Raw genomic sequence first — 12447 nt, forward strand, 5'->3', positions numbered from 1 at the left:
ATTTGGTTTAACGGAGTTGATAGCAATGTCGAAGGTTTGCGAAGTTTGCGGTAAGCACCCCGTCGCTGGTCGTAGCATCAGCCACTCCCATCGTGTGAGCAACCGCATGTTCCGTCCGAACATCCAGAAGATCACCATTCGCGATGCGAAGGGCCATGTCCGTCGCGCGAACGTGTGCACCTCCTGCATGAAGGCCGGAAAGGTGGAGCGCGCCTAGCAGCTCGCTTCCCTGAAGTGCTCGAACCCCGAAAGCCCGCCCTTGCGGGCTTTTCGTGTTTGTGCAATGGTCGCCTATGGAAAGGGAAGCGTCCCGCCCGAGCGTTTTCCAGAGCGACGGGAAGCGTCCGGCGGCTGCGCCCGCCCTGCGAAGGGCGTGCAGGCGAAGTGCGGCAAGCCGCCCCTTAGGGCCTGCGGGAGTCGCGGGTGATTGTGGAATATGCCCGACGGTCAACCGCGGGTAACCGCGCCGCTATCTTCCTTGCGCTATACTCTTTGCACGAACGTATGTGAAAACTCAGAGGAAAGGATACCTCCCATGAGTTCTGCGATTTCCGGCAACTTGCACGTCGCCAACGACGTGCTGGCCGATTTGGTCGGCAATGCCGCCATGGAGTGCTACGGCGTGGTGGGCGTGTGCGCGCCGAACGCCGCCGACGGCATCGCGAAGATTCTCCCCGCCAGCCGCCTGCGCCGCGGCGTGGTGGTCAACAGCCTCGACGAGGGCGTGCACGTGGATCTCTATATTATCGTGGAGTACGGCACCAACATCGCCACGGTGTCGCGCAATCTTATCGATCAGGTCAGCTTTGCGTTGAAGGAATACGCGCGCGTGCCGCTGGCCGGTGTCGACGTGCACGTGATGGACGTCAAGGTGCGTCGCTAGCCCCCACTTGAGCCGGGTGCCGGCGGGGCCGCGAGGAGGCGGCTCGCATCGCGTCGCCCTTGAAGGAGCATCAAACGCTTATGTCTACTTACACTTCCAACAATATCCTGAATGCCGTGGCCGCCGCCGCCAAGACACTCGACGAGCGCAAGGAGGAGGTCAACCGCCTGAACGTGTTCCCCGTGCCCGACGGCGACACGGGCACGAACATGTCGCTGACCATCCAGAGCGTGGTGGGCAACGTGGCCAACCTCGCCATCGGCGCCAGCGCGCACGAGGTGCGCAAAGCCATTACCACCGGCGCGCTCATGGGCGCTCGCGGCAACTCCGGCGTCATCACCTCCCAGATCCTGCGCGGCCTGTGCGAGGGCAGCCAAGGCTACGACGTCTTCGACACCGCATCGGTTTCCGCCGCCTTCGCCAAGGCCGTGGAAGTGGCCTTCCAGGCCGTGCGCAAGCCCGTGGAGGGCACTATCCTCACGGTGCTGCGCGATGCGGCCGCAGCGGCGAGGAACGCCGAGGAGGAGGGGCTTTCCACCGAGGAGGCCCTCGATGCCATCGTGGCCGAGGCGTACGCATCGGTGCAGCGCACCCCCGATCTGCTGCCCGTGCTCAAGGAGCACGGCGTGGTGGACGCCGGCGGCTTCGGTCTCGCCATCATCTTCGATGCCTTCACCGCAGCGCTTTTGGGTCGGGCGGGCACCATGGTCGATGAGCTGTCCTTTGGCCGCGCGTCGCATCCGAAGGTGGAGATCGAGCAGGTGAACGACTGGGAGGGCTCGCAGTACCGTTACTGCAACGAGTTCCTCGTCGATTCCGACACGCTCGACCGCGAGGAGGCGCTGAATTTCCTGTCCACCATGGGCGATTGCGAGTTGTGCGTGGGCGACGTGCCGAAGTTCAAGGTGCACGTGCACTCCGATCATCCCGATCAGGTGCTGGCCTACTTCCTCGAGCGCGGCCAGGTGTCCGAGGTGTTCATCCACAATATGCAGATGCAGTCGGTCGAGCGCACCGAGAAGCTCGCCGCCGAAGAGGAGGCGCAGCGCAAGCCCCTCGGATTCGTGGCCGTGGCCGCCGGCGAGGGCAACGCCGCCATCTTGAAGAGCCTCGGAGTCGATGTGGTCGTCTCGGGCGGCCAGACCATGAATCCCTCCACGAAGGACTTGCTCGATGCCATTGGCTCGGTGAACGCCGATGCCGTCATCGTCCTGCCGAACAACTCGAACATCATCATGGCGGCCAACTCCGCCGCCGAGCTCGCCGAGGTTTCCTGCGCTGTGGTGCCCACCAAGTCGGTGCCCCAGGCCTTCTCGGCTCTGTTCTCGGTGGATCAGGACGCTTCCTTGGAGACCAATGTGGAGGAGATGGCCGAGGCCGCTGCCGCGGTGAAGACCGGCGAGGTCACTTGGGCCACCCGCGACTCGAAGGACGCCGAGGGCAATCCCATCGTTGAAGGCGACGTCATCGGCATTGCCGACGGCTCTATCGAGGCGGTGGACGATTCCATCGACGGCGCGGTGCTCAAGCTGCTCGCGAAGATGGATGCCGAAGGCGCCGACACGTGCACGCTTTTGGCTGGCGAGGGCTACGGCGATGAGGATCTGGAGGCGCTCGTGACCGAGATCGAGGCGGTTTACGAAGACTTGGAAGTTGACGCCCAGCGCGGCGAGCAGCCTCTGTACCCCATTGTTTTCTCAGTTGAGTAACATGCTCGAAATCCCTCGGGGGCGCAGAACGGGCGGCATACCCAGTCGCTCGGACAGTCCTCGCTCGGCGGGACAGTCCACTGGACTGTCCCGTTCGCTGCGGAACTCGCTTGGTGGGCACACCGCCCGTTCCGCTTTCGACATTACCATAGCTGGGATAGGGGACATTCGTGCCCATTGATCGGGAAAAAGCTACGTTGGCATTGGACGGGCCCGTCAATCGGGTCCGTTTGGTCAGTCCTGCGCGAGCGAAGGCCCTAGAGAAGCTGGGCATCCGCACGCTGCGCGAACTGCTGACGCACTTCCCCCGCTCGTACGTGGATCTTTCCTCGGTGGAAACCTGCGCCTCGGCGCGCATCGGGGAGACGTGCACCGTGCGAGGCACTGTGCACGAGATCAAGCTGAAGAAGCCCCGCTACAACCTGAAGCTCGTGGAAATCGCCGTTACCGACGGCACGGGCATTCTCGTTGTGACGGCCTTCCGCCAACCCTGGCTCATGGATCAGATAAAGGCGGGGGATGCGGTGGCCGTGGCCGGGAAGGTGATCTTCGACTACGGCTACAAGCGCATGACCAACCCCTTCATCGAGGTGATCGGAGAGGGCGAGGGCATCACCGGGGCGGTCGTTCCTGTGCACCCGGCCACCGAGAAGCTCTCGGCCGCCTGGGTGCGTCGCATTGTGGCCAACGGATTGGAAGAGGCCGAGGGCGCTTTCGATCCGCTGCCCCTGGGTCTGCGCCTGCGCTACCGGCTCATGAGCCGCGCTGCTGCGCTGCGCGCCATCCACTTCCCGCAGAGCATGGCCGAGGTGGCCGAGGCGCGACGGCGGCTCGTCTATGAGGAAGTGCTCTATTTGGAGCTCTTCCTCATGCAGGAGGGCGCCGAGCGCTCCCGCGACGCGCACCCCACCGCCCATACGGTGAATGGACCGTGCGTGGCCGCCTTCGCCGCGCAGCTGCCCTTCGCGCTCACCGGCGAGCAGGAGCGCGCCCGCGACGAGATACTGGAGGGCATGGCCGCCCCCTCGGCGATGAACCACATGCTTTTGGGCGATGTGGGCACCGGCAAGACCGTCGTGGCCGGATTCGCCCTGGCCGCAGCCGCCGACACGGGTGGCCAGGCCATGCTGCTCGCACCTACCGAGGTGCTCGCCCGCCAGCATGCGGAGGGCTTGGGCGGGCTGCTCGCCCAAGCGGGCGTCACCTGCGCGCTGCTCACCGGCTCCACGCCGGTCGCCGAGCGCGCCTCCATCACCGAGCGCTTCGCCGCGGGCGACGTGGACGTGCTCATCGGCACCCACGCCCTCCTCTCCGACGACGTGGCGCCGGCGCGCCTCACCCTCGCCGTTATCGACGAGCAGCAGCGTTTCGGCGTGGATCAGCGCACGCGCCTGCTGGCCAAGGGGGAGGCGCCCGATGCGCTCTATCTCACGGCTACGCCCATCCCGCGCACCCTCGCCCTCGCGCTCTACGGCAACCTCACCTTGTCCTATATCAAGCACCGCCCTCACGACGCCGTCTCGCGCACCACGCGCGTGCTGCGCCGCGAGCAGGCCGGCGAGGCTTTCGACGCTGCGAGCGCGGCTCTGTCCCGCGGCGAGCAGGTGTACGTGGTGTGCCCGCTGGTGGGCAAGGGTGCCGAGGAGCGCGACGAGAAGGCGGCCGGCAAGCAGTCCGATGCCGATGCGGCGGGGGAGGAGTACCACCCGGCCGTGGCCATCGAGGACGCGGACGACTTCGACGATGATGTGACCGCGGCTACCCGCGAGGCCGAGATGCTGCAGAGAAACACCTTCCCCGATTACGTGGTTGAGCTGCTCCACGGCGGCATGGGCACCGAGGCGAAACGCGAGGTGATGGAGCGCTTCCGTGCTGGCGAGGTGCAGGTGCTCGTGGCCACTACCGTCATCGAGGTGGGCGTGGACGTGCCCAACGCCACGGTGATGATCGTCGAGGACGCCGACCGATTCGGCCTGGCCCAGCTCCACCAGCTGCGCGGGCGTGTGGGCCGCGGCACCAAGGCCGCCGAGGTGTACCTGCTATCCGCCTCCACCCGGGAGGAATCCCTCGCGCGCCTGGCGGCCATGGAGACCACCGATGACGGCTTCGAGCTGGCCGCCTTCGACTTGTCCCTGCGGCGGGAAGGCGATATCCTCGGCAACCGCCAGCATGGGGCCAGCGGGCTGAAGCTCGTGAACATCATGCGGGACGGGGCGGTCATCGAGGCGGCCCACGCCGACGCCGCCGCCCTTCTGGATGTGGACCCCGACCTGGAAGAGCCCGACCACCGCGCCATGGCCCGGGAAGTGCGCCTGGCCTTCGTCGGCGAGGCCGTGGGCGGGTAGACTCGAGGGGCTCATCGCCCGTCGGAGACGCGGGATACTCCAATTCGCTCGGACAGTCCTCGCTCGGCGGAACAGTCCACTGGACTGTTCCGAACGCTTGCGGAACTCGCTCGGCTGGAGCATCCCGCGCCTCCTCTACGCACTGCCACGATTGAGATGAGAGTGAAAGGAGCGCGGCTATGCGCATCATTGCCGGAGAGTTCCGCGGACGGAGGCTCGACGCCCCGAAGGGCGACGGCACCCGCCCCACCACCGATCGGGTGCGGGAGTCGCTCATGAGCGCCATCCATTCGGCGCGCGGAGGTTTCGCCGGCGCCCGGGTGCTCGACGCCTTCGCGGGCTCGGGGACGCTTGGCATGGAGGCGCTCTCGCGCGGGGCCGTCTCGGCGGTGTTCTGCGAGCGAGACCGCGGTGCCGCGGACGTTATCGAGCGGAATATGCGCACGTTGGGCCTCAACCGCGACACAGCCCGGCTTATGCGGGGCGACGTGCTCAAGCGGTTGCCGGCGCCGATGGCAGGGGCCCCCTTCGATCTGGTGTTCCTCGACCCGCCCTACGCCCTTGGGGCCGCCGAGGTGTTCGGCCTTCTCGGGCGGCTCGATGCAGCGGGCTCGCTTGCGGGGGACGTGCTGGCAAGCTACGAGCACGACGGCGCCCATGACGCGGCCGTGGAGGCGCTGGCCGTCGAGTGGGGCTGGGATATCGTCTCGCACCGCCGTTTCGGCGACACGGCCGTCGACTTTCTGGAGCGCAGCGTCCAAGATGACGGCTAGGTTTCACCTCATGGAGCGTTTGTGCACGGTGTAGCCGTTGTATTACATAGCTTTTCCATCATGATAGAATAGAAAAACTCATCATGGATAGATTGCGTGCTGAGGCCCGCGGCCGGAAGGGCCCGGGCGGCGCGGTGCGATAGTCAGGAAGGAACAGCAATGGACGAAACCGGAGTGTTGGGGCTGCTCGAGGAGCTCTCGATTCTTCTCGAGGACTCGAAGCCCGTCTTCGGCAAGAGTAACCTGCGCCAGGTGGACATCGCCGCTGCGTTCGACATCATGGACGAGATTCGCGACCTGTTCCCCGCCGAGTTCTCTCAGGCTCGCCAAATTGTGCGCGAGCGCCAGAGCCTTCTGGACGATGCCGAGGTGGAGGCCAATCGTATGATCGAGGACGCCCGTAGCCAGGCCATCACGATCGCCAGCGAGCAGGAGATCGTGCGCATCTCCCAGCAGCAGGCCGATACCATCCTGGCCGACGCCCGCGAGTTGGAGCGCCAGACGCGTGCCGGCGCCGAGGACTACGCCGACGAGGTGTTCGGGCACATCGAGCAGAGTCTCGACACGCTGCTGAACAACACGCGCCGCTGCCGCGACCGCCTGAACGCCACCTCGCTGAACGCGCGATAGGGCGAATCGGCACGAAGCTTCCGGGCGCGCCTTCGCAGGTGCGCCCTTTTTGTTGGAATCGCCGGCATTCCTTAGATCCTGCGTGCCGGCGGACGATTTCCGAGACCGCCGGAAAGAGAAAGAAGGTGCCGTCATGACGAGAGAGAATATGACGACCGTAGCCGTTCCCGAGGAGCTGCTCGAGACCGCCGAGAGTCGGCATTTCGAGGGCGAGGCCGCCCTCGACGAGCTTGCGGCCGGCGCCGATGCCTACCGCTTCGCCGGGCCGGTGACCTGGTCGGTGGATGTGACGAATACCGGAGGCGCCCTGTTGGTGATGGGCGACGCGAGGGCGGCCGCTCTTACGGCCTGCGCCCGCTGTCTGGAGGACGTGACCTACGAGCTGGAGGGCGATATCGAGGGCTACTTCATCATCGGCGGCGAGGAGGGGACGGCTCCGGACGATCTGGAGGGCGACGAGTTCGAGTACCTGCCCGAGAACCGCGTCATCGATATGACGCCCCTCATCGAGCAGGCGCTGCTGCTGGAGTTGCCCCTCGTGCCCCTGTGCGCCGACGACTGCAGAGGCATCTGCCCGCGCTGCGGAGCGAATCTGAACGAGGGCCCCTGCTCCTGCGCCGAGGCGGCTCCTGCCGAGGACGGGCCCTTTGCCGCCCTGCGGAATTTGAAGCTGGAAGATTAGGCCGCGCTGCAGCTGGGGCAACGGATCGGTAACGAAGGTCGGCGGGGCGGAAACGCTTCACCGGCCTTTTTCGTGAGCGGGCCTTCCTTGCCCTACAGTGGATACGAGGAAGCGACGCGGAGCGGAGGTGAGCGATGGGCGTGTTGAACGGGCGGCAGGTGCTGCGCCACGGGATCTTCGCCGTGGCTATGGGCGCGGTGGGCGCTGCGGCGTCTATCGTGCTGTGCCTGGTCGCAGATGCTGCGTTCGGTCTGACCGAGCGCGCTCCCTGGCTGCTGTTCTGCTTGCCTTTGCTCGCTGCGGCAAGCCTCGCCCTGTACCGATGGCACGGCGTCGCCTTGAACACCACCACGCGCCTGGTGGCCCGATGCATTCGCAGCGACGAGCACCTCTCTGCTTGGCTCGCCCCCGATATCCTCGCCGGCACTGCGCTGTCCCTGCTCGGCGGCGCCTCGGTGGGCAAGGAGGCGGGCGCGCTGCAGATGGGGGCCTCCTTGGGGCAGCTTGTGGGGCGTCCCTTCCGTCTGCGCTCGGTGTATCGTGCCGACGATGAGCGCGGGCGGGGGAGCGTCGGCATGAACGCCTACGCCGCGTCCATGGGCATGGCCTGCGCTTTCTCGGCGCTGTTCTTCGCGCCTTTGGGCTCGGCGGCCTTCGTGGTGGAGCTGACGGGGTATCGTCGAGAGGTGGTGCGGCACCTGCCGACGATCCTTTTGGGATGTGCCGTGGCCTGGGCGGTCGCGAGTGCGGTGGGCATCGGGGATGTGATTCCCCCCGTGGCGCTTCCCGGTCTTAGTTGGCCCGTCGTGGGCGACTGCGTGCTGGTGGGGGCGGTGGCCGGCCTGGCCGGCGGTCTCTTCGGCGGCGCGATCGACCACGTGCAGCGCGTTACCGAGCACTTCCGCCGCAACTACTATTTATGGGCTATCCTCGGTGCGGCCCTGTTTGTCGGGCTTGTGGTCCTTTGCGGCTGGCAGGCCTTCGAGGGCGCGGGGGGATCTCTACTCGCCGCCGCCCTGGATGGGAGGGCCGGTTCGTGGGACTTCGCCGTGAAGGCGCTGCTCACCGTCATCTGCCTGGGCTTCTGGCTGCGCGGTGGCGAGATCATGCCCACGTTCACCATAGGGGCGCTTCTCGGGGCGAGCTGCACGGTCATGACAGGTGGAGATGCGGCCCTCTCGGCGGCGGCGGGGCTGGCGGCCTTCTTCTGTACTATGAGCCGCTGCCCGCTGGCCGCCTTCCTCATGGCCTGCGAGATCTTCGGGTTCGCCGGCGCGCCCCTGTTCGCCTTGGCCGTGGGGACGGCCTACCTCGTCGGCCGCGGCGAGGGCTACTACGCCCTGGGGGCCACTTCCTTCGTGCGCGATCTGGCCCACCGGCACCGTGGCTCGCGTTCGGGGCATCCCGGCTCCGCCGCGCCCGTCGCCGTTACGTCCGACCGCGGGTCGCAGCCGACGGGGGAGGGCTGTGCCCGCGACATCGTCGACAAGATCGTGGACGCGAGCCGCTCCGATGCGGCCGCGGTGGAGGACGAATTGGAAATGCGGAGCGATAAGGCGGCGAAGTAAGGGTACAATGACTCCGTCATTTCTCGCTGAATAGGAGGCCCCATGGAGCAGTTCTTCGAGCGCACCTTCAAGCTGAGGGAGCACGGCACCACGGTGAGAACGGAAGTGATGGCCGGCACCATCACCTTCCTGGCCATGGTGTACATCCTCGCCGTCAACCCCTCCATTCTGGCTGCATCGGGCATGGAGCCCGGGGCAGTGTTCACGGCCACGGCCATCTCGGCGGCCTTCGGCACGCTGTTCATGGCCTTCTACGCCAACTACCCCATCGCCCTTGCCAGCGGCATGGGCCTGAATGCCTACTTTGCCTACTCGGTGTGCGTGCCCATGGCCGAGCAGGGCATCCAGGATCCCTGGACCATCGCGCTTACCGCCGTGCTCGTCGAGGGCGTCATCTTCATCCTGCTCACCCTGTGCAAGTTCCGCGAGGCGCTCGTGAACGACGTGCCGAAGAACCTGAAGACGGGCATTGCCGTGGGCATCGGCCTGTTCATTGCGCTGGTGGGCTTGGAGAACGCCGGTGTCGTGGTGGGCAATCCCTCCACGCTGATCGACCTGGGCTCGTTCGCCACCCCGCAGGTGGCGCTTTCCGTCATCGGCCTGGTGGGCGTGGCCGTCATGTACCACTACCGCGTGCCCGGCTATATCCTGTGGGGCATCCTGGGCACCTGGGTGCTCGGCATCCTGGCGCAGCTGGCCGGATGGTACACGGTGGATGCCGCCGCCGGCGCCACCTCGCTCATTCCCGATTTCGCCAACGGCATCAATTTGCAGGCCCCCTATCTGTTCGCCTTCAACTTCGACTTCGCCTTGAGCCATCTGGTCGACTTCGCCGTCATCGTGTTCGCTTTCCTGTTCGTCGATTTGTTCGATACGGCCGGCACGCTCATCGGCGTGGCGAGCAAGGGCGGCCTGCTCGATAAGGAGGGCCGTCTGCCCCGGGCCAAGGAGGCGCTTATGGCCGACGCCGTAGGCACCGTGGTAGGCGCCTGCATGGGCACCTCCACCACCACGAGCTACGTGGAGAGCAGCGCCGGCGTGGCGGCGGGCGGCCGCACGGGCCTCACGGCCCTCGTGACCGGCATGCTGTTCATCGTGGCCCTCGTGTTCTCGCCGATCTTTTTGGCCATCCCGAGCTTTGCCACCATGCCCGCGCTCGTGTGGGTGGGCCTGCTCATGATGTCCTCGGTCACCGAGATGGACTTCACGAAGGACGCGGCCGGCGCCGTCGGCGGCTTTTTGGCCATCATCATGATGCCGTTCACCTACTCTATCGCCAACGGCATCATGTTCGGCATCTTGGCCTTCGTCATCGTGCGCATCGCCCAGGGTCGTGCCAAGGACGTCCACTGGGTCATGTGGGTGGCCGCCGCCCTGTTCCTGTTGCGCATCGTGACGCTGGTGATTTAGGGAATTTGGAAAACCCGTGCCGTTGGCGAAATCGGGATAGTTTCCCCCTTGCGACGGCGCTACGGGTTTGGTAGCATATCAGATCGTGCGTTTACACAAGAAGTTGTTGGCTGGCCTCTCTGTCGGCCAACTCTAGAAGGAGTAACGAGATGGCAGTACCTAAGCGCAAAATGGGCCGTGCCCGCACCCATGCCCGTCGCAGCACCAACGACAAGATTTCGGCGCCCGCCCGTTCCGTGTGCCCGCAGTGCGGCGAAGTGAAGCTTCCCCACCGTGTATGCGGCAACTGCGGCTTCTATCGCGACCGCGAGGTCATCGAAGTCGATTAGTTCCAGCTGTTGACGGTCACGGAAGGCGCGCTCAACTCCTTCCGTGATGTCGGCAAAGCCTCCTCGCATGCCAAGCTTCGCAAGCCTGGTTTGCCAGGGGGCTTTTTGGCTATAGGCAGCGTGTCTCCGACCGTGTCCGCGTATGGCGCGGATAGGGCCGGAAACACCTTCTCACGGGCAAGGAGTAGTTTTCGTGGCTGAACCAGTAACTATCGCCGTCGACGCCATGGGCGGGGACTTCGGCCCCGATGTGGTGCTCGCCGGCGCGGCGCGGGCCCTTGCGGCCGATCCCGATCTGCATCTGGTGGTCGTAGGGCCGTCTGCGGTGGTGGAGCCCTTCGCCGCCGGCCATGACCGCGCGCGGGCCCAGGCGGCCAGCGAGGTCATCGAGATGGGCGAGCATCCGGCGGCGGCGGTGCGTGCTAAGAAGGACTCGTCCATCGTGGTGGGCTGCCGCCTCGTGAAGGAGGGCGCGGCCGATGGCTTCTTCTCGGCCGGTTCCACCGGCGCCTGCCTGGCCGCCGCCACGCTCGTAGTGGGTCGGGTGAAGGGCGTGAAGCGTCCGGCCTTGGGCCAGGTGCTCCCGGCCTACGCGCGCCCCTGCCTGCTCATCGATGTGGGGGCCAACGCCGACTGCAAGCCTGAGTATCTGGTGCAGTTCGCGCAGATGGGCATCGTGTACATGGAGGCCATCATGGGGGTGGAAAACCCGCGGGTGGGACTTTTGAACATCGGCGCGGAAGACACCAAGGGCGACGAGTTCGCCCAGAAGGCCCACGGGCTTCTGGCAGCCTCGGTGCCGCAGTTTTCGGGCAACTGCGAGGGCGGCAACCTCATGGCGGGCGATTTCGACGTGGTGGTCTGCGACGGGTTCACCGGCAACGTGTGCCTGAAGACCATCGAGGGTACCGCCAAGACCCTGTTCAAGTACGTGAAGGACGCGCTCATGTCCTCGCTGCCCTCGAAGCTGGGGGCCCTGCTCGTGAAGGGCGATCTGGCGCGCCTGAAGGGGAAGCTCTCGCCGGAGGCCTACGGCGGCACCCCGCTCCTGGGCGTGAAGGGCGCGGTTATCGTGGGCCACGGCTCCTCGAGTGAGACGGCCGTCGCCAACGGCATTGCCGTGGCGGCCACCACCGTACGGGCGAATGTGGCCGGCGTCATCGCCGATACCGTGGCACGCACGGCCAAGACGACCGGCGCCGCGCAGGCCCGGGAAGGGGAGGCCGCGGCCTCGGATGCCCGATGAGCCTGACCGATGAACAGCGCGTGAAGCTCGACCGCGCTCAGGAGATTTTGGACTGGCGCTTCGAGAATACCCAGTACCTGCTTTCCGCCATCACGCATCCTTCGGCTACCGAGGGTCGTGCCGTGAAGTTTTCCTATGAGCGCCTCGAGTTCCTCGGAGACTCCATTTTGGGGGCGCTTGTGGCCAACGAGGCCTTCCACCGCTTCCCCGATTTGGACGAGGGCGGTCTCACGCGCATCAAGGTGGCCCTCGTGTCGGGCGCCAGCTTGTCGGAGGTAGCCGAGAAGCTCGGGTTCGCCGACATCATCGTGTTCGGATCCTCCGAGACCGGCACCGGTCGACGTGGGCTGCATTCGGCGCTCGAGAACGTTTACGAGGCCGTGGTGGCCGCCCTGTACCTGGATGGCGGCGTGGAGGTGGCCGCCTCCTTCGTGGAGCGCACCCTCATCCCGAAGATGTCGCTGTCGCTGGCCCGCGAGCCCGAGAATCCCAAGAGCGCCTTGCAGGAGAAGCTGCAGGAGGGCGGCATCACGCCGACCTACAAGCTTGTAGAGACCCAGGGGCCGCCTCACGACCGCACCTTCGTCGCTCAGGTGTACGCCGGCGACAAGGGCCTTGCCCGCGGGGTGGGTCGCACGAAGAAGGAGGCCGAGAGCCAGGCGGCGAAGACCACCCTGGCGCGCCTGTCGGAGTTTTTCGGCATCGGCCTTTCCGACGAGCAGCAGGCCGAGAAGGCCGCAGAGAAGGCCGCTCGGGCCGAGGAGAAGGCGGCCACACGGGCCGCCAAGGCCGCCGAGCGCGAGGCTCAGGCCGCTGCCAAGGCCCAGGCTAAAGCCGAGCGTGCCGCCAAGAGGAAGCAGGACTAGGCGCCC

The 12447-nt window shown here is 66.2% G+C and carries 12 protein-coding genes; all 12 read left to right on the forward strand.

From position 1 onward, the window contains the following. The first annotated feature begins 25 nt into the window (after positions 1–25). The 12 genes from rpmB to rnc all read left to right on the forward strand — a co-directional run bounded on the left by rpmB (position 26) and on the right by rnc (position 12441). Positions 26–217, forward strand: a complete 192-nt coding sequence (rpmB, locus tag C811_RS05745; protein ID WP_016308562.1) for a 50S ribosomal protein L28 — start codon at positions 26–28, stop codon at positions 215–217. A gap of 318 nt (positions 218–535) precedes the next feature. Next, complete coding sequence (locus C811_RS05750) at positions 536–883, forward strand: Asp23/Gls24 family envelope stress response protein (protein ID WP_016308563.1); 348 nt, start codon at positions 536–538, stop codon at positions 881–883. Between the two features lie 80 nt (positions 884–963). Beyond that, a complete protein-coding gene (locus C811_RS05755) occupies positions 964–2592 on the forward strand; it encodes a DAK2 domain-containing protein (protein ID WP_016308564.1) in 1629 nt (542 codons plus the stop codon). A 170-nt stretch (positions 2593–2762) separates the two neighbouring features. Further along, positions 2763–4937: an ATP-dependent DNA helicase RecG gene (locus C811_RS05760; RefSeq protein ID WP_016308565.1), complete on the forward strand. Its 2175-nt coding sequence runs from the start codon at positions 2763–2765 to the stop codon at positions 4935–4937. A gap of 179 nt (positions 4938–5116) precedes the next feature. Next, on the forward strand, positions 5117–5710 hold the full coding sequence (rsmD, locus tag C811_RS05765) for a 16S rRNA (guanine(966)-N(2))-methyltransferase RsmD (protein ID WP_016308566.1): 594 nt from the start codon (positions 5117–5119) through the stop codon (positions 5708–5710). A gap of 159 nt (positions 5711–5869) precedes the next feature. Continuing rightward, positions 5870–6340 (forward strand): ATP synthase subunit B family protein, encoded by a 471-nt coding sequence (locus C811_RS05770; RefSeq protein ID WP_016308567.1) that lies wholly within the window; start codon positions 5870–5872, stop codon positions 6338–6340. A gap of 133 nt (positions 6341–6473) precedes the next feature. Further along, positions 6474–7022 (forward strand): YceD family protein, encoded by a 549-nt coding sequence (locus C811_RS05775; RefSeq protein ID WP_016308568.1) that lies wholly within the window; start codon positions 6474–6476, stop codon positions 7020–7022. Between the two features lie 134 nt (positions 7023–7156). Further along, positions 7157–8590, forward strand: a complete 1434-nt coding sequence (locus C811_RS05780) for a chloride channel protein (RefSeq protein ID WP_016308569.1) — start codon at positions 7157–7159, stop codon at positions 8588–8590. 42 nt (positions 8591–8632) lie between these two features. Then, on the forward strand, positions 8633–10000 hold the full coding sequence (locus C811_RS05785; RefSeq protein ID WP_016308570.1) for an NCS2 family permease: 1368 nt from the start codon (positions 8633–8635) through the stop codon (positions 9998–10000). 149 nt (positions 10001–10149) lie between these two features. Next, a complete protein-coding gene (rpmF, locus tag C811_RS05790) occupies positions 10150–10329 on the forward strand; it encodes a 50S ribosomal protein L32 (protein WP_016308571.1) in 180 nt (59 codons plus the stop codon). Between the two features lie 193 nt (positions 10330–10522). Further along, a complete protein-coding gene (gene plsX, locus C811_RS05795; RefSeq protein WP_016308572.1) occupies positions 10523–11575 on the forward strand; it encodes a phosphate acyltransferase PlsX in 1053 nt (350 codons plus the stop codon). Further along, positions 11572–12441 carry a ribonuclease III gene (gene rnc / locus C811_RS05800; protein WP_016308573.1) on the forward strand — a complete coding sequence of 290 codons (870 nt, stop codon included), beginning with the start codon at positions 11572–11574 and terminating at the stop codon, positions 12439–12441. Before plsX ends, rnc begins: the two co-directional genes overlap by 4 nt. Positions 12442–12447 lie beyond the last annotated feature (6 nt).

It is taken from the genome of Adlercreutzia caecimuris B7 (assembly GCF_000403355.2).
Taxonomy (GTDB): Bacteria; Actinomycetota; Coriobacteriia; order Coriobacteriales; family Eggerthellaceae; genus Adlercreutzia; species Adlercreutzia caecimuris.

What these genes read in the sequence shown, in the direction of transcription:
- C811_RS05775 (WP_016308568.1), top strand. Translation starts at nt 6,474, where the DNA reads ATGACGAGAGAGAATATGACGACCGTAGCCGTTCCCGAGGAGCTGCTC.
- C811_RS05785 (WP_016308570.1), top strand. Translation starts at nt 8,633, where the DNA reads ATGGAGCAGTTCTTCGAGCGCACCTTCAAGCTGAGGGAGCACGGCACC.
- rsmD (WP_016308566.1), top strand. Translation starts at nt 5,117, where the DNA reads ATGCGCATCATTGCCGGAGAGTTCCGCGGACGGAGGCTCGACGCCCCG.
- rnc (WP_016308573.1), top strand. Translation starts at nt 11,572, where the DNA reads ATGAGCCTGACCGATGAACAGCGCGTGAAGCTCGACCGCGCTCAGGAG.
- rpmF (WP_016308571.1), top strand. Translation starts at nt 10,150, where the DNA reads ATGGCAGTACCTAAGCGCAAAATGGGCCGTGCCCGCACCCATGCCCGT.
- C811_RS05750 (WP_016308563.1), top strand. Translation starts at nt 536, where the DNA reads ATGAGTTCTGCGATTTCCGGCAACTTGCACGTCGCCAACGACGTGCTG.
- C811_RS05780 (WP_016308569.1), top strand. Translation starts at nt 7,157, where the DNA reads ATGGGCGTGTTGAACGGGCGGCAGGTGCTGCGCCACGGGATCTTCGCC.
- C811_RS05755 (WP_016308564.1), top strand. Translation starts at nt 964, where the DNA reads ATGTCTACTTACACTTCCAACAATATCCTGAATGCCGTGGCCGCCGCC.
- C811_RS05770 (WP_016308567.1), top strand. Translation starts at nt 5,870, where the DNA reads ATGGACGAAACCGGAGTGTTGGGGCTGCTCGAGGAGCTCTCGATTCTT.
- rpmB (WP_016308562.1), top strand. Translation starts at nt 26, where the DNA reads ATGTCGAAGGTTTGCGAAGTTTGCGGTAAGCACCCCGTCGCTGGTCGT.